The organism is Mucilaginibacter sp. (genome assembly GCF_965225845.1).
In the GTDB taxonomy this organism is placed as follows: domain Bacteria; phylum Bacteroidota; class Bacteroidia; order Sphingobacteriales; family Sphingobacteriaceae; genus Mucilaginibacter.
Genome location: NZ_CBDDBL010000001.1, coordinates 685050 through 707493, shown reverse-complemented (window position 1 = coordinate 707493; position 22444 = coordinate 685050). Strand labels below are relative to the sequence as shown.

The window sequence follows — 22444 nt, the reverse complement described above, 5'->3', positions numbered from 1 at the left end:
AATTAATTATAAAAGTAATGTTAGATTTTCAAATAGTCAAGTAAAAAGTCATTTTTTTTAAAATAAATGCACTTTTATAAAAAAATACAATTTATTTAGTACTATGTATTGCATAATACATTTTTAAACATATATCTTTGCTTTATGATTGTTGAAAATACTCAAACCCAAATGCGGAAAGGCATATTAGAATATTGCATACTTTCCATCATAGCTAAGGGCGAAACATATGCCTCAGATATTATTGCTGAGCTAAAAAAAGCCCAACTGCTTGTAGTTGAGGGCACTCTGTACCCTTTGCTTACCCGTTTAAAAAATAATGGCCTGTTAACTTATAATTGGGTAGAATCCACATCCGGGCCGCCGCGCAAGTATTATGTACTTGCAGATGAGGGCCGTTTAGTACTTGAACAGCTCGATAAAACCTGGAAAGAGCTTGAATTTGCAGTACACATTGCGATTGGCGAGAGGATACCGCCACAATCCAGTCAACCCAACAACCAATAATCGCTAACAACTAAATCTCCAAACATTAAGAAATCATGAATAAAACTATTATCATAAATATAAACGGCATTGTTTTTCATATAGAGGAAGATGCTTACGAGATTTTAAAAAACTACATGACGGATGTAAAACGTCATTTTTTAAACTCGGCAGATAGCCTGGAAATTACCACTGATATTGAAAACCGAGTTGCAGAAATGTTCTCAGAACTGTTAGCTGCCGAAAACAAACAGGTTATTGTTGAACAAGATGTAAACAAGGTGATAGATCAAATGGGCCGGGTTGAAGACTTTGACAATTTATATGAAGAAAGCGGATCAACCACCTTTGGTACTGATACCTATAATATAAGTGGTCGCCGTTTATTCCGCGATCCGGACGACCATTTAATTAGTGGTGTGTGCGCAGGTATTGCCAATTACTTTAACATACAGCCGCTTTGGATCCGTTTGGCATTTGCGATGTCATTCTTTTTCGCAGGCTCAGGCTTGTTACTATATATAATACTATGGATAGTTATACCTCAAGCCGTTACCCGCGCCGACCGCATGGCCATGAAGGGGCAAAAATTAAATCTGCAGGGATTTAAGGATAATTTGGAACAGGAATTAAGCGCTGTTAAAAGCAATTTTAATGATCTGCATGACCAAGCCCGCCCTACCATATATAAGTTACGCGACTTTATCGGCGACTTACTGATCCACATCCATTTATTTTTTATGGGTGCCGGTAAAATAATTATTAAAATAATTGGCTTTATTCTGTTGCTGGCATTCTTTGGGGTTGCTATAGCGCTAATTGTTTGCCTTGTCGCCATTATCGGTTTCCATTCTACTCCTCATGGCTTATTCCCTTTCAGTATTATTGCCAATCAGCACGCTGACCGAATATATATAGTGGCATTTTTTACCGCTTTTTTACCAGTGGTTACCATTATACTGGCTATAATTGGGGCATTGTTTAATACCAGACCTATCAATCGGTCAGTTGGCGTCACCTTATTGGCAATATGGGTATGCTCATTAGCCATATTAGTTTACTATGCGGTTAATGTGGCGAGTAATTTCAGATCGTCAGGAAAAATAACGCAGGTGGTTAATTTAAAAGCCACACCCAACAATATCTATTATCTTAAACTAAATGATGTTAAATATTTAACCCATGATGACAGTCTTCGACTTGATGTAAAGAACAACTTTCATAACATGACCATCAATAATGATGATAACCAAAATGATGAACCATGGAATGTAAATATTAACATCGTAAAAGGGGATCTGGATCATCCCGTTATGTTAGAAACATTTACAGCTCAGGGATATGATGATGCCGATGCCTTATTAAATGCACGCAACACAACTTATATTTTCAATCAACAGGATGAGATCTTGAGTTTTGATGACCGTTTAAGGCGGGCCGAGAACACTTCATGGCATGATGAGCGCCTGGATATAACATTGCAGGTGCCATTAAATTCCAAAGTGGTCATCGATCAGGACTTAAATAGTCGCGTTAATTTGGACGGCATCAGTGTAGGCGATTGTAAAGACCTTAACAAACAAGAAAATGCCACCTCCGCAACATTCATTATGCTTGACAACGGATTGCAATGTAAGATAGATACTGTTGTTTTACATAAAACACCGTCTCAGCTTGATTCAGCACGAAAAGCCGCAAGTGCCAAAACAATAGCACGCTTGCAGGCGCAAGTAGACTCTGCAAAAATGGCCGATAGCACAGAAAAAAGCGAATAATGAAAACACTCCCTAACCATATAGGCCCGCTATTATTAGTCGTGCTTATATGGTTAACTTTCTGCAATTATCCTATCGATCATTGCAGCGCAAAACCAGCATGAGCAGTTCACAACTATCTATAACAAGTAAGCAATCAGACAGCCTTTTTTTAAAGGATTGTAAGCTATTTTATTAGTTATTAAATTTTTTTAAATAAAGTGTAACGCAGGGTGCTATTTCTGCATCTTATATATAAATAACAAACTAACACCGGGTAGTAACCCATTCCCTGATTTATTAGATATATGAAAAAAGATGTATAAATCCTTATGGGAAAGGTATTGCCAAAAATTTAAAACGATGAAACAACAATTACTTAAATCACTCACTATATTTTTGCTATGCATTGGATTTACCAATGTGGTGCTTGCACAAACGGGCACTGCTAAAGTAAGCGGTATATTACAGGATGTGCTCGGCAAACCAATGGACTACGCATCGGTAAGTTTATTAGCCGCAAAAGATTCAGCAATTGTACAAGGCACATTGAGTACCGAAACCGGCACCTATCATTTTGTAAACATTAAACCAGGCAACTATTTAATTAAAGTAACAAATGTTGGTTATACAAATGTAGTAAGCTCACCTTTTTCTGTTATTGATACTTCTAAAATTATCACCGTTCCGGTTTTGGTGATGAAAACAAGCTCGCACAATTTAAACACAGTAGTTATTACGGCAACCAAGCCATTAATTGAGCACCTGGCTGATAAAACCGTAGTTAATGTTGCCGGTAGCGTTTTAGCAACAGGTAACACCGCAATGGATGTATTGGAACGAGCGCCCGGTGTTACCGTTGATAAGGATGATAACATCAGCCTGAAAGGCAAGCAGGGCGTTACAGTAATGATAAATGACAAGCTTACCTATCTTTCAGCAGCGCAACTAGCTATTCTTTTGCGTTCAACAGATGCCGGAACCATTCAATCTATTGAATTGATCACCAATCCATCGGCAAAGTATGATGCTGCAGGTAATTCAGGCATCATTAATATAAAAATGAAGAAAAATAAAATGGTGGGCACCAATGGCACGGTTTCGGTAACCGGAGGGCTTGGAACATATGTAAAAAGCAGCGAAGAGTTTAGCATCAATCATAAAGATGGCAACCTGAATGTATTCGGAAATTTCAGTCGCGGCGATATTCCACAAGGCCGGATTTTAAATATAAACAGGGTAGTAGTTGACACAGGAGGTAAGTCGACATATTTTAAACAATCATCATTCATGCCATCAATGAATCATTATAACAATTACAGTTTCGGGGCTGATTATGACATATCTCCTAAAAACACAATTGGCTTTGCTGTTAATGGCTATTTTAATACCTATGACCAGGGCAATACAAACAATACTAGGATTGCGTCAACCCCGAACGGCGCCCCCGATTCAACACAACAAACACTTTCACAAGTAAATAACTCCTATAAAAATTATACTATTGATTTAAACGACATTTATAAAATAGATACCCTGGGCCAGGAATTAGCTTTTGACGTAGACTATTCTAAGTTTACCAATAACAGTAATGCGAATTACAATACCGTCTTTTCGAATCCAAAAGATACTTCACTTTATTTAAGGCAGCTTACCCCGTCAACTATAGATATACGTGTTGGGAAGATTGATTACACTAAAAATCTAACCAAATCATTAAAACTGGAAGCCGGTGCAAAATACAGCGATGTAAAAACAGACAATAACCTGGAAGCATCAACACAAGATGTAAATGGTGTATATAATAATGACGCGGCTTTGTCTAACCGTTTTGTTTATGACGAAAAGTTGGCTGCCGGCTATATAAACTTTACAAAAACTTATAAAAACACTTCGGTAGAAATTGGTTTAAGGGGAGAAAATACGCAATCAACAGGAGACTTGATCACAACAAATGTTATTAATAAACGCGACTATTTTAATCTTTTCCCAAGCGCGTTCTTGCACCACACCATCAATGATAAAAACGAACTTAACTTCTCTTATAGCCGCCGTATTGACAGGCCTGATTACTCAGATTTGAACCCATTTGTTTATTACCTTGATCAATACACCTATTCAGAAGGCAACCCCTTTTTAAAGCCACAGTATACCAACAACTTTGAGTTGGATTATACCTATAATAAAAGTTATAATTTAAGCTTGAGTTACAGCCGCACTACAGATGTAATGCAACAACTCATCCTTACAAATGATACCTCAAAAGCATCTTTCCAGGAAACTCTTAACTTAAAATCCGAGGATGCCTATAATGCCAGCGTAAGTATCCCGGTAACCGTTACCAAATGGTGGTCAATTCAATTTGATGCCACTGCCTTTTACCTTAAATTTAAATCAGATACGTTGGCGGGCAGCACGCTTAATCGTGGCAAGGTGGCTTATGTGGCTAAGGCGAACCAGACATTTTCATTCGCTGGCTTTAAAGCTGAGTTATTTGCCAACTATCGCTCGTCACTTACCGATGGTATTTACGATGTAGCAGCCCGTTATAATGTAGATGCAGGTATTAGCCGCTCATTTTATAATAAAAAGTTTAACGTCAAGTTTTCTGTAAGCGATATTTTTAACACCGAACGGAATAACCTGGATATAAATTACGCAAATGATAATTTACAAATAAGGCAGAAACAGGAAAGCCGTATAGCCCGGTTATCACTTACCTATAACTTCGGCAATAGCGCTATCAAAGCACGCGAGCATAAAACCGCTTTAGACGAGGAAGGTTCACGAGCTGGCGGGCATTAATTATCTGAACCATGATTTATAGGATTTGGAGATGGCCATGATTTTATTTTTATCATGATAATCCTTGAATCCTATAAATCATGGTTCAAATAAATTTCGCATTTTTGTAAGGATGACACCAATTCAGGCCCTGCAAAAATATTTTGGCTACAGCGAGTTCAGGCACCAGCAGGCCGCTATTATTCAGCATGTAATAGATAATAAAGATGTTTTGGCGCTGATGCCTACCGGCGGTGGCAAATCTTTGTGTTATCAATTGCCCGCGGTGTTATTGGATGGGCTTACCATTGTGATATCTCCACTGATCGCTTTGATGAAAGACCAGGTGGATGCATTAAATGTAAACGGTATCCCGGCAGCATTCCTTAACTCGGCACAAAACCCGGACGAGCAATCCCGGTTGATGACCCGGCTTAAGAATAACGAGATCAAGCTCCTCTACCTTGCTCCCGAGCGCTTGTTCGTTTCAGAAAATAAACTGGTTGAGTTTTTAAAGTCGTTGCCCGTATCACTGATCGCTATTGATGAGGCGCATTGCATTTCGCACTGGGGGCACGATTTCCGCCCGGAATATTTAATGCTTGCGGGATTAAAGGATTACTTCCCCAACATCCCGGTGATTGCCTTAACCGCAACTGCCGATAAACTGACACAAAAGGACATCCTTGAAAAATTAAATCTTAAAGATCCTGCCATATTTATATCCTCTTTTAACCGGGAGAATATAACTTATACCGTTTCGCCCAAAAGAGATAGCTTTAACCAACTGCTTGATTTTTTGGAGAATCGTAAAGATGAATCTGGTATTATATATTGTCTGTCCCGCAAATCAACCGAAGCATTAGCTGCTGATCTGAAGGAAGAAGGATTTTCTGCCGAGGCTTATCATGCAGGTTTAAATAACGAAGCCAAGGCACGCAACCAGGAAACATTTTTGCGGGATGATGTAAAGATTATAGTGGCAACAATCGCTTTCGGTATGGGAATCAATAAATCCAACGTGCGTTATGTAGTACATATGGATATGCCCAAAAATATTGAAGGATATTACCAGGAAACCGGACGCGCAGGGCGTGATGGACTGGCATCGGATGCCTTACTATTCTTTTCTCCGGGTGATGCCATGAAGCTAAAAGGCTTTGCCATGGTGGAGGATAACCCCGACCAAAGCAAGATCATGCTGAAAAAGCTGGATGATATGGTAAAATATTGCCAGTTGCAAACCTGCAGGCGCCAGTTTTTATTAAAATATTTTGATGAGGAATCACCGGAAACGTGTGGCAGTTGCGATGTATGCTTAACCGATTTTAAACGCTTTGACGGTACGCCTATAGCCCAAAAAGCGCTTTCGGCAGTTTACCGGTTAAAGGAAAGATTCGGCAGTACTTATGTGATTGATTTTTTGCGGGGATCAAAAAGCGAGAAAATTCGTGAAGAACATAAACTGCTTAAAACCTATGGTGTTGGTGCCGACATCAGTAAACCAGATTGGCAGCGCTATCTGCGCGAGTTAGCCACTATGGGTTATTTACAGGTTGATGGCGGCGAATACCCGGTATTAAAATTAACACCGCAAAGCGAAGCCGTTTTAAAAGGCACTCAGACAGTGGAATTTATAGAATCAGAAATTGTAGAAGAAAGACTCCGTACTGATGAGCTACCTTTCGAAGCTGAATTATTAAATGAATTAAAAACTATTCGACGAGATATTGCCATTAATGAAAATGTGCCGGCATATGTAATACAATCCGATGCTACCTTAATGGAGATCGCAACCTATCTGCCACAAAGTTTAGATGAACTGCGAATGATCTCCGGCTTTGGCGATGTCAAGCTGGCAAGATATGGCCGTGAATTTCTAGTCCCGGTTAAGATTTTTTGCGAACGAAAAGGTTTGACTTCCAAGATCAGTCAAAAAGAACAAAAACGTGAACGTAAAACTAAGCTTAAGGGTGGAAAAGGCAATGATAGTCAAAGGGAAAGCCTTGAATTATATCGCTCCGGCAAAACCATAGCGGAGGTTGCCGCATTGCGCGACCTTTCACCGATAACCATTGAAGGGCATCTAACTTATTTTATTCAGACTGGTGAGATAGATGTATCAAACTTTGTGAGTCGCGAAAAGTTATTGGTAATACAGGAAGCGGTTGAAGGCTATGGCGATGAAAAACTTTCGCCGCTGAAGGAAATATTAGGCGATAATTATAGTTATACCGAAATTAAAGCGACTATAAGCTGGATGAAGGGACAAATGCAATCCTCCTAAATGTCATTGCGAGGAATGACATGTTTAAAGTTTATACACACACATATGACAACTGAAGACATATATCAATTATACCTGCAGCACCGGGTTATCAGCACCGATACCCGCAAAATAGCTGCCGACAGTTTATTTTTTGCATTAAAGGGCGATAAATTCGATGCCAATACATTTGCCGAGCAGGCCATTGCAGCAGGTGCTGCTTACGCTATAATTGATAACCCAAACTATCAGCTTGGCGAAAAATATATCCTGGTTGATGATGTATTAACTGCTTTGCAGGATCTGGCGCGTTATCACCGCAGGCAATTGACCATCCCGGTTATCGGGCTTACCGGGACTAACGGCAAAACCACTACTAAGGAGCTGATCAATTCTGTTCTATCTCAAAAATTCAAAACTTTGGCAACACAAGGCAATCTGAATAATCATATTGGCGTACCGCTTACTATTTTGAGCATCAATAGCACACACGAAATTGCAGTTATTGAAATGGGTGCCAATCATCAAAAAGAGATCGCTTTATTGAGCAGCATATCCCAACCATCGCATGGTTTGATCACCAACATAGGCAAAGCGCATTTGGAAGGTTTTGGCGGAGTGGAGGGAATAAAAATAGGCAAAGGGGAGTTATACGACTTTTTGAAAGCGGACGGTGGTATTGCCTTTGTAAACGGCGATGATAAGGTATTAATGGGCATGCAACAAGCCCGCTCATTAAGCAAGCTGGTATTATACGGAACGTCTAATCCTGACAATGCCGTAACAGGAAAGCTTACAGAGAATTCGCCGCTGTTATCCATTGAGTGGACAAACAAATCATCCGGTGAGGCTTACGCTGTTGAAACGCAATTAACCGGCGCTTATAATTTGGATAACATTTTGGCCGCAATCTGTATTGGTGTTTATTTTGAGTTAGAAGCTGGCGAGATCAACCAAGGTGTTTCCGGGTATCAGCCACAAAATAACAGATCCCAAATAAAACAGACTGCAACCAACACTTTAATCTGTGACTATTATAATGCCAACCCAAGCAGCATGCAGGTGGCTATTGAAAACATCGGCAAACTGCAAGCCAATCGTAAAGTGCTTATTTTGGGCGACATGTTCGAGCTAGGTGATGAATCGGCAGATGAACATGCCGGTATCATTAAAAAGGCTTTAGACACTCCTGTAGATGAACGCATTTTTATCGGCAAAGAATTCGTTAAGCAAGAATCAGGAATCAGGGGGCAACAATCAGGCGTTAGATTTTATACAACTGCTGAAGAAGCTATTGAAGCATTAAAAGAAACCCCTATTAGGAATTCAACGATATTGATAAAAGGATCAAGGGGAATGGCTTTGGAACGATTAGTGGATTTATTTTAACTTCTCGTTATTCTTATGCCTGTCCGCATCGCGGATGCTTTTTTTTACCAAATTCTTTTCCAGCGCCTCGGTCAGGTCTATCCCGGTTTGGTTAGCCAGGCAGATCAGCACGAAAAGCACATCGGCCATTTCATCTGCTAAGTTTACTTCCGTATCCGATTTTTTGTAGGATTGCTCGCCGTATTGCCGTGCCATAATACGGGCCACCTCGCCTACTTCTTCCATTAAAATAGCGGTATTAGTAAGCTCGTTAAAATAACGGATACCCGTTGTTTTTATCCAATTATCGACCAGTTGCTGCGCTTCTTTGATTTCCATAGTTCAATGCTAATGTCACGAATTGTTTTTAATATTAAGCGAGTGTTTCACAATTTGGCATGAAACAATTGGCACATTTGGAACAATTTCAGTACCAAAAACCGCTTAAAAAGCATCAAAAAAGCAGTTATTACATCCATTTTAAAATGAAAAGTGCCGTTTTTAGCCTAAAAAATTACCTAAAACATGCTCTTTTCCGCTATTTTTATCACTTTTTCAATCAAAAAATCACAAACTTTACGTGATTCTTCTGGCCTTTTGCAGTGGTTCTACGCATAAACTGTTGCACTATGAAACAGTATGCCGCTCTCATTTGGGAGCGCTTATTCCCTGTTCTTCGTATCGATCAAAATCGTTACCGGCCCATCGTTTACCAAACTGATCTTCATATCCGCGCCGAAGATACCCGTTGCAATCTTCTTACCTGTTAGGGCGCTTAACGCTTTGATCATCTCCTCATACATCGGGATGGCTTTATCAGGCCTTGCCGCCCTCAAAAACGAAGGCCTGTTCCCCTTCTTCGTTTGAGCAAATAGAGTAAATTGCGATATCAGCAATACATTTCCGTCAATATCAGCCAATGACTTATTCATCAAACCATTTTCATCGCTAAAAACACGTAGTCCGGTTATCTTCTGTGCCAGCCATTGCAAATCCTCATCGGTATCGGCATCCTCGATACCTAATAAAACCAGGAAACCTTGTTCTATTTTCCCGGTTGATTCGTCTTCGACTGTGCAACTTGCCTCTGTAACGCGTTGAATTACTGCCCTCATGCTAATTATATCTGAAATGTAGAATTTAGGCAATGTATCAAATCTTTTAATTTATCGCCTAAAAACTCATAAGTTCGCAATTTCAATTTTTATCGTACATAATACACACATAATGACTGCTAAAAGAGGATTCACCACTACATTACTGCACTCCGACCGTTTAGGCAAACCCGAACATGGCGCGTTACACAAGCCCATTCACACATCGGTTACCTTTGGTTATGATGACGTGCAGGATTTAGTTGATGTTTTCCAGAATAAAACAAAAGGCTATGCTTACTCCCGCCAGGGCAACCCAACCGTTACCGCTTTGGAAACCAAGGTTACCCAAATGGAAAAAGGTGTGGCCACTGTCGCTTTTTCGACCGGCATGGCAGCCATTTCAGCTACTATCATGGCGTTGATCCGTAAAACAGATCACGTTATCGCCAGCTCCTACCTGTTTGGCAACTCACGCAGCATATTTTCTACGTTTATAGAGATGGGCCTGGATTTTACTTTTGTTGATCCTACCGATGTGGCCAACGTCCGCGCAGCGATAAAGGAAAATACCCGCATGGTTTTTTTAGAAACCATTGCCAACCCCGGTACACAAGTTGCCGACCTGGTGAACATCGGTAACTTATGCGAAGAAAAAAACATTTTATACGTAGTTGATAACACCATGACCTCACCCTACCTGTTTAACCCGGTTGATGTGAAGGCTACGCATGTCATCAACTCATTAACTAAATACATTGGCGGCCATGGCGATGCCCTGGGCGGTAGCGTTACCGATACCGGCCTGTATAGCTACGAAAACTACCCCAATATTTACGACGTATACAAAAAAGGCGACCCAAAAACCTGGGGTATTGCCCAGATCAGGAAAAAAGGTTTGCGCGATGCAGGCGGTACTTTAGCGCCCGAAGCCGCCCATACGATTTCTGTAGGCTCCGAAACTTTAGCGCTCCGTATGGAACGCCAAAGCAACAACGCGCAGGCACTAGCTGATTTTTTCGAGGCACATCCGCTTATCAAAAAAGTATTTTACCCGGGTGTAAAATCGCATCCGCAGCACGAATTAGCCAGCCGGTTATTTAAAAAGAATGGCAGTTTAATGAGTATCGAACTGGATGAAAGCGTAGATTGCTTTGCCTTTTTAAACAAACTGCAACTGGTAGTAAAATCAAGCAATTTAGGTGATACCCGCACCTTGGCTATTCCCGTTGCCCAAACCATCTTCAACGAGTTAGGCGCCGAGCGCCGAGCTGAAATGGGGATTTCTGATTTCATGATCCGCTTCTCGATAGGGATTGAGGATATTGAGGATTTGATAGCTGATTTTACAGCAGCGTTGAATAGCTAATTAAAATGGAAATAAAAAAGACATATGATTATCTAAGTGCTCCGGATGGTATCTTTTTAACTGCAAAAGTAAGATCCAGGCTAATATTAAGAGGAAGGATAAATTATGTGATCTTTACCTTGATTTTTTCAAGTTTTTGTTTAGTACTCGCAATAAACGTGCAAAGCAACTTTATGTACTTTTGCGGCTTTATGGCATTGCTGTTTGCCATGAAAAATGGTTATACAATCTTTTTAGTTCGAAAAAGGCTTAACGAAATTAAGAAGAGTTCGACTAAAACCGCAGCTAAAATTGGGGTTGTTACTATAACATTCACTGATAAAGTTTTTATCTATCGTGACAATCAGCAAGCTATAGAATATACATGGGAGAAATTTTCGAGTTTTTTAATTAAAAATGACTTTCTGTTTCTTGTGATCGAAAACAGTTTAGCCGCAGCAATTTGTTTGGATACTAAATACTTTACAGAAAATGAATTTACCACATTAAAGAATTTTCTTCAAACAAAATTGCCGCTTTATAAGCAGACGCTTTTTAAGTAGTCTGATGCTGTCGCTCGTTCAAGCGTCCACGCTTTAACGGGCGGAGGGTAATTTCTCTTATGCGATCAAGCGTAGACGCTTGATCGGGCGGGAGCGTTATTCTAATAGTAAAATAATGAGTATGTCAATAAGAAGTAATTACGAAATAACATTTCAGAAATTCACTAGCGCATTTGGAACAATTTCCTACCACGCTGTAACGAATAATATTCCAAACGGGTCTATTGCTTATTACTTGACTAGGAGCAATTTGATTGAGACTCAGAGCCAAATAACTGATATAAATGACATTGTAAATAGATATCAGAACAGTTTGCCGTTTGACGAGTTTTGGGGAGATGTTGCAAATTCACAATTATATGTATATCCTGATACTGGAAACGTTGAACTTGGAAATACTATAATACTAATTTCTGACTTCTTAGCGCTATTACAAGAATGGGAAAATTTCATAAATAGCTAATTATAGATCAACTAGAAATTATAAAAGAAATTTCACTAAACCCGATGCCCGTTCAAGCGTCCATGCTTGAATGCAAACCAATGTAAGCGTCCACGCTTACAATCACTAAATAACTTTCAAAGGACTTTCCGGATTAGCGCTGCTATACCAAAACTCATGTGCCGATCCTACAAATCCAGCCCTTACAGGATTGTTATGAATATAATCTATCTTTTGATCAATAATATATGGTATAAATAACACCACCGGGTAATTTCCATTTTGCCAAAACTGATGATTCTTATTTAGGGAATTATATGTTCCGGCTTTTTCAAAAGATCGGAGCATCCATTCGCGACGGCTTTCTTGCGAATTATTCGCTATCATTTTGAATAATTCCTTCGAAGTGAAAGTTTTGAAATCTCGTAAAACATCCCCCAGGGAGCCTTCTGTAACGTTCGCAACTAAATGAATATGGTTCGTCATGATCACGTAAGCATAAATATTAAGTTTTTTATTTTGCTGGCACCAGGTAAGGTTTTCGATTATAAGATCATTGTATATACGCCTTGTAAATACATCTATCCAATTAGTTACAGTCAGGGTTACAAAATACAGTTCATCGGTTGAGGCATTGCGTGACATGAAATAAATATGAACATATTTTTCATTTCTGCAAAGTATTGTAAGCGTGGACGCTTACATTCTTGTGCGATCAAGCGTGGACGCTTGATCGGGCGGGGTATTCCCCTTTTGTCATTCTGAACGCAGTGAAGAATCTATCGATAGGCTCAACGCTTTTATATTAGCGGATAGATGCTTCGTTCCTCAGCATGACAAATTCTTTTTTCTCCCATCCTGATTCTTGGCTCTTAATTCTTGAATCTATCCCCTCGTGTCATTCCCATGATAGATGCTCAAATAACTATCATAACGCGATGGTTCAATCTCGCCATTCTCTAAAGCCTCTAATACCGCGCAGCCCGGTTCATTAATATGGCGGCAATTGCTAAAGCGGCAATCGTGCATCCGCTGGCGCATTTCGGGGAAGAAATGGCTAAGCTCCTGTTTTTCTATATCGATAACACCTAATTCGCGTATGCCGGGTGTATCGATTATAAACCCGCTTTGTGGCAGTTCAAATGCTTCGGCAAAGGTGGTGGTGTGCATGCCCTTCTCGCTCCAGTCGGATATTTGATGCGTGCGCAGATCAAGATCAGGCAGCAAACGGTTGATCAGGCTTGATTTACCCACACCGGAATGCCCTGAAAATAAAGTCACCTTGTCCTTCAGCAACCCCTGTACAATATCAATATTGGTTTTTTCCAAAGCCGATACCTCGAAGCACGGATAGCCTATGCTTTCATAAACATTTTTATAATAAGCTAAAACTTCCAGTCCTTCTTCACTAAACAGGTCGAGCTTGTTAAAAACCAATCTCGCGGGTATATCATAAGCTTCGGCAGTAACTAAAAAGCGGTCAATAAAACCCATGGAGGTCCTCGGCGAAGCTAAAGTGACTACCAGTAGCGCCTGGTCGAGATTGGCAGCGATGATCTGTGCCTGTTTACTCAGGTTAATGGATTTGCGGATGATGTAGTTTTTACGCTGCTGCAAGTTGGTAATTACACCGCTTTCCTGCTCAGGTTCCATATCAAAATCAACAACATCGCCAACAGCTATAGGGTTAGTGGTGACGATCCCCTTGGTGCGAAACTTACCTTTAATGCGGCAATCTATAATTTGCCCATCCGGGGTTTGCACCTGGTACCAGCTACCTGTCGACTTTGTTACTAATCCATGCATATATCAACAACAAAAGTAATTAAAATAGACTGCTAATTAATTTCGCATTGCTTTCTTTAGCGAAGATATGCAGGCACGAACATTGGCATCAATATTTGCCAGGTAATTTACAATTATCTTACGGCGGTCATCAGTTGCGTCAAATAAGTGATAATGCCTTTGATTGTACAGCGCAACCAACGCTTCGGAGGAGCCATTAAAACCGCTCCCATCCTTAGGCTTTATATAGATATAGGATATTTTATAGTTATAACCATTATCCCGGCAGCAAATATCAACATTGGTTATCAGGTAGAATGTTTGCTTTTCCTGGTTGGGAGCCATTTCAACCTCCATGATGCCTATTTCGGAAATACTGCTTTGCGGATCGACTATCTTTCGGCTCAAATTAGGTTTATAGGTTTTAAAATAACCGTAAAACCATTTTTTTGCCGCGGCATCAAGGTCGGCGCGTTTGCGATGCGGTTGGATAATGCTATCCTGGTAAACTATCTGGTTTTTAATAATGGGAATATAGTGTAATGTAGTATCCTTTTGTGCCAACACCACATTCCAAGTCAGGATGAAAAGAATAACAATTAACCTTCTATTCATATTCTGCGTAATTATATCAAAAATTTAGCTTTTTGCCGGGTTTTTAATGTAAAAAAAATGAAATAAGGCTTGCTATTTCAAAAATTAAGCCCTTAATTTACGGCGTGTAAAAACTACACGCTGACAACATGATATATAACGGCACCATTATTACAACAATTATTACCACCGGTATAATACCCGGAGGAAGATAATCGTATGGTGTAAAAAACATAAAATAACCACATGAAAGCCTTCCTCCGAAAACGGGGAAGGCTTTTTTGTTTTAACTACGTATATGAAAATTTTAAAATTTGGCGGTACATCCGTAGGCTCTGTACAAAGTATCCAAACGCTACTAAACATCCTAAAAACTGATGTTGTTGGCGATAAACCAGTTGTCGTGCTTTCCGCGATGAGCGGAGTTACCAACCTGCTGATCTCCATGGCGGAAAATGCTGCTACAGGAAAAGATTTTACAGCTGCTTTGGCAGAACTGGAACGCCGCCATTTTGATGTAGTAAAGGTTTTGCTTGAAATTCAAAACCAGAACCCGGCTTTAACCCGCCTTAAAATAAACTTTAACCAGTTAGAAGAATTGCTTCAGGGTATTTTAGCCCTACGCGAACTTACTCCAAAAACCCGCGATATGGTTTTAAGCTTTGGCGAGCGTTGCTCGACATTGATGATCAGCAAAATTGCGGCACAATATTTCCCGGCTATTTTTGTTGATGCATCCGAGATCATCAAAACTGATAATGCCTTTGGCAATGCAAAGGTAAATATGGAATTAACTGAGCAATTGGTTAGAGGTTTTTATAGTGAGAACAGCGGCAAAATGTTGTTTGTTACCGGCTTCATTGCCAGCAATGATGCCGGGCAAATCACAACTTTAGGCCGTGGAGGCAGCGATTACACTGCAGCGATATTAGGTTCAGCCCTAAATGCCGAGGAAATACAAATATGGACTGACGTTAACGGTATGATGACCGCAGACCCGCGCCTGGTAAAAAAGGCATTCTCCTTACCGGAACTGACTTATACCGAAGCGATGGAACTATCCTACTTTGGCGCCAAGGTGATCTATCCACCAACCATGATCCCGGCCTTTTTAAAGAAGATCCCGATCGTGATCAAAAACACTTTCGAACCACAATTTGAAGGTACCGTGATCCGTCATGATTGCAAGGCATCTAATTTGCCGATAAAAGGTATATCCACCATCAACAATATCAGCATCCTGAATCTGGAAGGCAGCGGCATGGTGGGTAAATCAGGTTTTAGCGGCCGTTTGTTTTCATTATTGGCGAGAGAGCAGATCAATATCATCCTGATCACACAATCATCATCTGAGCACAGCATCACGTTCGCCGTTCAACCAACAGAAGCTGAAAAAGCCAAAGCATTAATAGAACAGGAATTTGAATTAGAGCTTTTAGCTAATAAACTGGAAAGGCCTGAGATAGAATCAAACTTGGCCGTATTAGCTGTGGTAGGCGAAAATATGAAACAAACCCCGGGCGTATCTGGTAAATTATTCCATGCCTTAGGCCGTAACGGTGTAAACGTAAGGGCCATCGCGCAGGGATCATCAGAGTACAATATCTCGGTCATCATCTCCTCGCACGATCTGGCAAAAGCATTGAATGCAGTACACGATGCATTCTTTATCCAGCTGACCAAAACTTTACATGCATTCTGCTTGGGTACAGGCAACATCGGTAAAACCTTATTTAAACAACTAAATGCTCACAGTGAATTCTTACAGGAAAACAACGGCATCCAGGTTAAAGTAGCAGGTATCAGCAACACCCGCAAAATGGTTTTTAATGCTGATGGTATCTCTTTAGATACCTGGGAAGATGATCTGAATGCCTCCAATGAAAAAGCGGACCTGCATGAATTCATCCAGCGTATGAAAGGCATGAACCTGCCTAATTGCGTATTTATAGATAATACGGCCAGCCCAACCCCGGTTAAATTTTACGAGGAAGCTTTTAAAGCTAACGTATCTGTAGTAACCTGTAACAAAATAGGCAATTCGGCCGCTTATAGCCAGTACCGTACTTTTCATGATACCGCAAGGCGACACGGTGTTGATTTCTTTTACGAAACCAATGTCGGTGCCGGTTTGCCGATCATCCGCACGCTGAAAGATTTGATGGGTAGCGGCGACAGGGTACAGAAAATTGAAGCTATACTTTCCGGCACCATATCCTTCATCTTTAATAATTTTAAGGGCGACGCCAATTTCCACGATGTAGTTAAAACCGCGCAGGAAAAAGGCTATACTGAACCCGATCCGCGCGATGACCTGAGCGGCAAAGATTTTATGCGCAAGATCCTGATCCTTGCCCGTGACGCAGGTTATGCCATGGAAGAAGCCGACGTAGAAATAGAAAATATGCTGCCACAAGCTTGTTTGGACGCGCAGTCGGTAGATGATTTTTACGCTGCCCTGAAAGCCGAGGACGCCTATTTTGCCAACATGAAAAACAAAGCAGCGGCAGAAGGCAAAGTGTTAAGATATATAGGCAAATTAGACAACGGCAAAGCCTCCATCACTCTGAAAATGGTTGATGAAAGCCACCCGTTCTTTACTCTGTCCGGCAGTGATAATATCATATCTTTCACAACCGACAGGTACAAAGAGCGCCCATTAGTAGTCAAAGGCCCCGGCGCAGGCGCCGAAGTTACCGCAGCAGGCGTATTCGCTGATTTAATAAACGTAGGAGCTAATTAATCATGGAAAATAATTTAGAAGAGGTGAAAGCACCAGCTATACTCAAATCAACCAGGGAAAGCGTTCACGTTTTCGCACCGGCAACTGTTGCCAACGTGGTATGTGGTTTTGACGTACTCGGTTTCGCGGTTAACGAACCCGGCGACGAAGTGATCATGCGCCTTACCAACAAACCTGGTATCACTATCAGTAAAATTACCGGCGATGATGGTCGCCTGCCGCTCGATCCTGCTAAAAATACCGTTAGCGTAAGCGTACAGCATTACCTGCAAAGCATTGGCCGTACCGATGTTGGTTTAGATATCCAACTCCACAAAAAAATGCCGATAGGCAGCGGCTTGGGCTCAAGCTCGGCAAGCACGGTAGCTGGTTTATACGCTATCAAAACGTTATTGGGCGATGATTCCGACCCTGCCAAACTACTACCCTTCGCCATGAAAGGTGAGGAAATGGCTTGCGGACATGGCCACGCCGATAACGTAGCGCCTGCCTTATTAGGCGGTTTCGTACTCATCCGCAGTTATGATCCTTTGGACGTGATCCGTTTGCCGCACCCTGCAGGCCTGTATTGCGCCATCGTTTTCCCTGATGTTGACGTACCCACCCGCGAGGCCCGCCAGATCATCCGCCAAAAAATAAACATGAAAGATGCCGTTACCCAATGGGGCAACATCGCAGGCCTGGTAAGCGGACTGTTTATGCAGGATATCGACCTCATCGGCCGCAGCATGAAAGATATTTTGGTCGAACCTGTCCGCTCCATGCTCATCCCCGACTTCTATAAAATGCGCGAAATAGCCATGGGCATGGGCGCCATAAGTTTCGGTATCTCAGGCTCAGGCCCGTCAGTATTCGCCTTTACTAAGGATGAAGAAACAGCCAAACTGATCACTCAAAAATTACAACAACATTTAACCAGCATCAAAATCGGCTCAAACATTTACGTGTCGACTATTAACGATGCAGGCCCTAAAGTTTTAGGATAAACCTATAACAACAAGAATCAAAAATCCGAAATCGAAACTCCGAATTCCGAAATCAAAAAATGGAACTATACAGCACCAACAATACAGCATCCAGGGTATCATTTAAAGACGCCGTTTTTAACAGCATGCCGCATGACAAAGGCCTTTACATGCCCGTAACCATCCCGCGCCTGGATGATAAATTCATCAACCATCTGGATGAATACACCCTGCCCGAGATCGCTTTTCACGTAGCCAACCATTTACTGGGCGATTCCATCCCTGCGGATGATCTGAAAAACATTATTTACGATGCCATTAATTTCTACGCCCCTATCGTCGAGTTGGAAAAAGATGTTTATGTGCTCGAGCTTTTTCACGGCCCGTCGTTGGCGTTTAAAGATTTCGGCGCCCGTTTCATGAGCCGCGTGATGAGCTATTTCCTCGAAGAAGGCGAAAAACAGCTCGACGTGCTGGTTGCCACTTCCGGCGATACCGGCGGCGCGGTCGCTCTGGGCTTCCTGGGCGTGCCAAACACCCGCGTCACTATCTTATACCCCAAAGGCAAAGTGAGCGACATACAGGAGCTGCAATTAACCACCAACGGACAAAACATCCGCGCCCTCGAGATCAACGGCACCTTTGATGATTGCCAGGCGCTGGTTAAACAAGCCTTCACCGATAAAGAACTGAACGAAAAGTTCCGACTAACATCCGCCAACTCTATCAACATCGCCCGGCTCATCCCGCAAACCTTCTACTACTTTAACGCCTATGCGCAGCTATTAAAGCAAGGCAAAAACAAAGTCGTATTCTCGGTACCCAGCGGAAACTTCGGCAACATCGGCGCCGGTTTACTGGCCTGGAAAATGGGTTTACCCGTTGAGCAGTTCATCGCCGCCACCAATGCCAATGATACCGTTCCCGCGTTTTTAAAGTCGGGCGTTTACCAGCCAAAGCCATCCGTTGCCACCCTCTCCAACGCTATGGACGTAGGCAACCCAAGCAATTGGGTGCGCATAGCCGATATGTTTAAGGATAATATGGAGGAGCTGAAAAACATGATCACCGGTTTCAGTTATGACGACGAAGAAACCCTAACCGCCATTAAATCAGTCGACAAAGACTACAACTACGTAGTTTGCCCGCACACCGCCATAGCCTGGCAGGCCCTAAAAGATTGGAAAAAACTCCATGCCAACAACGAAGCCTCAGGCATATTCTTAGCGACTGCCCACCCCTGCAAATTCCCCGATGTATTCCCGGACAATATCGCCGAGAAGATCGACGTACCCGAGCAGGTAAAGGCCCTCGAAGCAAAAGCCAAACAATCCGTGATATTAAGCAAGGAATTCGACGAGTTTAAAGATTACCTGTTGAAGAACGGCTAATCCCGGAATAACTATTTATCATGCAAAGCCCGTATTGTAAAATATGGGCTTTTTTATTTGAAAAACAAAGAAAGTGCTTTCTATAAACGACAGCCCCGCTATCCGCTTATACTGCGCGAGGCCTTAGCCGCGAAAGCCGGTATCCGCTGCTATCGGGTTTAGGGAACCGAAGCCTTGTTTCATAACAAAGACTAACCCATTAAATACCCTTATAATTCCACCTATACCACACCTAAACACCCCTGATACACACCTACATACTACCCAAACACACCCAAAACACCACCCAACAACCGAAACAAGCCCGAACACATAACTCACTGAAATCCAACCAAAAAGCCAAAACACCCTGTTTCACACCTGAAACAAAAAACCACTGATTATCAGCCCCGATAAGTCACCTAAGAAACATCCCTGAAACAACCCCTTTCCCCAACCTGTCACTCCCCAAGCTTCGCCCGAAAACGAGCAGAACAATGTATGAAGTACACAGCTAATTTTACCCCAAAATAAAAGAGCGCAAAGGCCCGACGAAAAAGCGGGCCAGCGTAAAGGCGGGAATGCCGGTTTAGCTTTTTGGGGATGCAACCCAAAAAGCGTTAAGAACCGGCAGGGCGCGCGGAAGCTTTTTTTCGTCTTGATTTTTTTGGATACTTTTTGTATCAAGACAAAAAGTATCGCCTTAGCGGCAGCGATACCAGAGGCATCGTTAAATGGAAAAGCTATTGCAAGCTTGAATGCCGGTTAGTTCTCCAAACAATTCTCCCCTCCGCCACCCCCAATCTTCGCCCGCAAACAGGCAGAACAATGTATGAAGTATTTCACCCCAAAACAAAAGAGCGCAATGGCCCGACGAAAAAGCGGGCCAGCGTAAAGGCGGGAATGCCGGTTTAGCTTTTTGGGGATGCAACCCAAAAAGCGTTAAGAACCGGCAGGGCGCGCGGAAGCTTTTTTTCGTCTTGATTTTTTTGGATACTTTTTGTATCAAGACAAAAAGTATCGCCTTAGCGGCAGCGATACCAAAGGCATCGTTAAATGGAAAAGCTATTGCAAGCTTGAATGCCGGTTTAGTTCTCCAAACAATTCTCCCCCTCCGCCACTCCCAAGCTTCGCCCGAAAACGAGCAGAACAATGTGTGAAGTATTTCACCCCAAAACAAAAGAGCGCAAAGGCCTGACGAAAAAGCGGGCCAGCGTAAAGGCGGGAATGCCGGTTTAGCTTTTTGGGGATGCAACCCAAAAAAGCGTTAAGAACCGGCAGGGCGCGCGGAAGCTTTTTTTCGTCTTGATTTTTTTGGATACTTTTTGTATCAAGACAAAAAGTATCGCCTTAGCGGCAGCGATACCAAAGGCATCGTTAAATGGAAAAGCTATTGCAAGCTTGAATGCCGGTTTAGTTCTTCAAACAATTCTCCCCCTCCGCCACTCCCAAGCTTGAGCCGAAAACAAGCAGAACAATGTGTGAAGTATTTCCCCCCAAAACAAAAGAGCGCAATGGCCCGACGAAAAAGCGGGCCAGCGCAGGCGGGAATGCCGGTTTAGCTTTTTGGGGATGCAACCCAAAAAGCGTTAAGAACCGGCAGGGCGCGCGGAAGCTTTTTTTCGTCTTGATTTTTTGCTTCTTTTGTTTCAAGACAAAAGAAGTAGCCCTCTGCCGCGGCAATGAGCGGCAACCGAAATGCTTTCCACAACTCTAACTACTGACAAAATAGTGTCAGCACTTTATTCAACCCAAACCCCGAAATTTGTATATAACCTAACAACTATGTACAACACACCCATCCACCCCGACTTTACCCGAACCACGCAACCCAAACCGGCACAAACCCATCAGCAGGACGAACCCACCAAAAACAACCTCTTCACCCTCCACAGCGCCAACAAATGGATGCAGATCCAAAGCACACAGCCCGACCCGCAAATGCTCTTCGGCAACTTTTGGCACCAGCAAGAGCTATGCGTACTATTTGCCGATACCAACCTCGGCAAATCCATCCTCGCCGTACAGTTAGGGCACGAAATTGGCCGCGGCAACTGTATCGAACCATTCGCCAACAACGCCCCGCCCGCCAAAGTGCTTTATATCGATTTTGAGCTGAGCCCCAGGCAATTCCAGGCCCGTTATAATGATCGGCACGCCACCCACCAGTTTACCGACAACCTGTACCGTGCCGAATTTAACCCCGAAGCGCAAATGCCGCCCGGTTACCACACCTTCGAGCAGTATATCAACAGCGGTATCGAAAACCTCATTAAACACATCGGCGCGCAGGTACTCATAATCGATAACATCAGCTGCCTGCGCAGCAGCTCAACCGGCAGCGTGAACGAGGCGCTCACCCTCATGAAACACCTCAAAATGCTTAAAACAAAATACAAGCTAAGTATCCTGGTGCTGGCCCACACCCCCAAACGCAACCCTGCCAACCCGCTCTCGCGAAACGACATGCAGGGCAGTAAAATGCTCATGAACTTTGCCGACAGCGCCTTCGCCATGGGCGAAAGCAATACCAAACGCGGCCTGCGCTACCTCAAGCAGATCAAACAACGCACCGGTACCGAAAAATACGGCGTAGAAAACATCTGCCTCTTCACCCTCCAAAAACAATATGGTTATTTAAGCTTTAACTTCGAAGGTTACGCCCACGAATACCAGCACCTGCGCTGCCACACCCTCGACCAGCGGTTAAACCTCCGCCTCCAGGCCCTCCAACACCAATCCGACGGCCTAACCCAACGCAAAATCGCCCGCAAAATGAACCTTAGCCCAAGCACCATCAACCGCCTCCTCAACTGGTCACACATATCCGATCGATAAGCCAAAATTAAGTTCCCATCTTGAGAGGAGCAAGGGTGTGTTTC

Annotated in this window: 18 protein-coding genes; 11 read left to right on the top strand and 7 right to left on the bottom strand. The window is 42.5% G+C overall.

The features are described 5' to 3' along the window. Nucleotides 1-144 precede the first annotated feature (144 nt). From ACYZ0U_RS03300 to ACYZ0U_RS03280, 5 genes are all read left to right on the top strand, one after another. Nucleotides 145-507, top strand: a complete 363-nt coding sequence (locus ACYZ0U_RS03300; protein ID WP_461449767.1) for a PadR family transcriptional regulator — start codon at nt 145-147, stop codon at nt 505-507. Nucleotides 508-542: 35 nt separating this feature from the next. Beyond that, nucleotides 543-2261, top strand: coding sequence for a PspC domain-containing protein (locus ACYZ0U_RS03295; RefSeq protein WP_461449765.1), 1719 nt, complete (start codon nt 543-545; stop codon nt 2259-2261). Between the two features lie 342 nt (nt 2262-2603). After that, a complete protein-coding gene (locus ACYZ0U_RS03290; protein ID WP_461449763.1) occupies nt 2604-5045 on the top strand; it encodes an outer membrane beta-barrel protein in 2442 nt (813 codons plus the stop codon). 112 nt (nt 5046-5157) lie between these two features. Further along, on the top strand, nt 5158-7311 hold the full coding sequence (recQ, locus tag ACYZ0U_RS03285) for a DNA helicase RecQ (protein ID WP_461449761.1): 2154 nt from the start codon (nt 5158-5160) through the stop codon (nt 7309-7311). Nucleotides 7312-7356: 45 nt separating this feature from the next. Next, nucleotides 7357-8679 (top strand): UDP-N-acetylmuramoyl-tripeptide--D-alanyl-D-alanine ligase, encoded by a 1323-nt coding sequence (locus ACYZ0U_RS03280; RefSeq protein WP_461449759.1) that lies wholly within the window; start codon nt 7357-7359, stop codon nt 8677-8679. On the opposite strand, the gene ACYZ0U_RS03275 is transcribed toward ACYZ0U_RS03280, so the two are convergent. Further along, a complete protein-coding gene (locus ACYZ0U_RS03275) occupies nt 8671-8997 on the bottom strand; it encodes a nucleotide pyrophosphohydrolase (protein ID WP_461449757.1) in 327 nt (108 codons plus the stop codon). The two genes, ACYZ0U_RS03280 and ACYZ0U_RS03275, sit on opposite strands and share 9 nt — an antisense overlap. A gap of 323 nt (nt 8998-9320) precedes the next feature. Beyond that, a complete protein-coding gene (gene dtd, locus ACYZ0U_RS03270) occupies nt 9321-9773 on the bottom strand; it encodes a D-aminoacyl-tRNA deacylase (protein WP_461449755.1) in 453 nt (150 codons plus the stop codon). A 112-nt stretch (nt 9774-9885) separates the two neighbouring features. Here dtd and ACYZ0U_RS03265 point away from each other — a divergent pair, with 112 nt between their 5' ends. Then, complete coding sequence (locus tag ACYZ0U_RS03265) at nt 9886-11121, top strand: cystathionine gamma-synthase family protein (RefSeq protein WP_461449753.1); 1236 nt, start codon at nt 9886-9888, stop codon at nt 11119-11121. A gap of 5 nt (nt 11122-11126) precedes the next feature. Further along, on the top strand, nt 11127-11663 hold the full coding sequence (locus ACYZ0U_RS03260; protein ID WP_461449751.1) for a hypothetical protein: 537 nt from the start codon (nt 11127-11129) through the stop codon (nt 11661-11663). Between the two features lie 568 nt (nt 11664-12231). On the opposite strand, the gene ACYZ0U_RS03255 is transcribed toward ACYZ0U_RS03260, so the two are convergent. The 3 genes from ACYZ0U_RS03255 to ACYZ0U_RS03245 all read right to left on the bottom strand — a co-directional run bounded on the left by ACYZ0U_RS03255 (nt 12232) and on the right by ACYZ0U_RS03245 (nt 14505). Next, nucleotides 12232-12750: an REP-associated tyrosine transposase gene (locus ACYZ0U_RS03255; RefSeq protein WP_461449749.1), complete on the bottom strand. Its 519-nt coding sequence runs from the start codon at nt 12748-12750 to the stop codon at nt 12232-12234. Between the two features lie 240 nt (nt 12751-12990). Beyond that, nucleotides 12991-13911, bottom strand: coding sequence for a ribosome small subunit-dependent GTPase A (rsgA, locus tag ACYZ0U_RS03250; protein WP_461449747.1), 921 nt, complete (start codon nt 13909-13911; stop codon nt 12991-12993). Nucleotides 13912-13947: 36 nt separating this feature from the next. Then, nucleotides 13948-14505 (bottom strand): hypothetical protein, encoded by a 558-nt coding sequence (locus tag ACYZ0U_RS03245; protein WP_461449745.1) that lies wholly within the window; start codon nt 14503-14505, stop codon nt 13948-13950. Between the two features lie 277 nt (nt 14506-14782). Here ACYZ0U_RS03245 and thrA point away from each other — a divergent pair, with 277 nt between their 5' ends. Genes thrA through thrC form a run of 3 tightly spaced genes read left to right on the top strand, consistent with a single transcriptional unit; the run spans nt 14783 to nt 19583 of the window. After that, nucleotides 14783-17227, top strand: a complete 2445-nt coding sequence (thrA, locus tag ACYZ0U_RS03240; RefSeq protein ID WP_461449743.1) for a bifunctional aspartate kinase/homoserine dehydrogenase I — start codon at nt 14783-14785, stop codon at nt 17225-17227. Nucleotides 17228-17229: 2 nt separating this feature from the next. Continuing rightward, the gene (locus ACYZ0U_RS03235) at nt 17230-18213 is read left to right on the top strand and encodes a homoserine kinase (RefSeq protein ID WP_461449741.1); all 984 of its coding nucleotides are present in this window, start codon (nt 17230-17232) and stop codon (nt 18211-18213) included. Between the two features lie 59 nt (nt 18214-18272). Continuing rightward, entirely contained in the window at nt 18273-19583 is a 1311-nt protein-coding gene (gene thrC, locus ACYZ0U_RS03230) for a threonine synthase (RefSeq protein ID WP_461449739.1), read from the top strand. Between the two features lie 709 nt (nt 19584-20292). Here thrC and ACYZ0U_RS03225 read toward each other — a convergent pair. Next, the gene (locus tag ACYZ0U_RS03225; RefSeq protein WP_461449737.1) at nt 20293-20817 is read right to left on the bottom strand and encodes a hypothetical protein; all 525 of its coding nucleotides are present in this window, start codon (nt 20815-20817) and stop codon (nt 20293-20295) included. A gap of 158 nt (nt 20818-20975) precedes the next feature. Next, nucleotides 20976-21215 (bottom strand): hypothetical protein, encoded by a 240-nt coding sequence (locus tag ACYZ0U_RS03220; RefSeq protein ID WP_461449735.1) that lies wholly within the window; start codon nt 21213-21215, stop codon nt 20976-20978. A gap of 132 nt (nt 21216-21347) precedes the next feature. On the opposite strand from ACYZ0U_RS03220, the gene ACYZ0U_RS03215 reads away from it, so the two are divergent. Further along, nucleotides 21348-22400 carry an AAA family ATPase gene (locus ACYZ0U_RS03215; RefSeq protein ID WP_461449733.1) on the top strand — a complete coding sequence of 351 codons (1053 nt, stop codon included), beginning with the start codon at nt 21348-21350 and terminating at the stop codon, nt 22398-22400. The last annotated feature ends 44 nt before the right edge of the window (nt 22401-22444 follow it).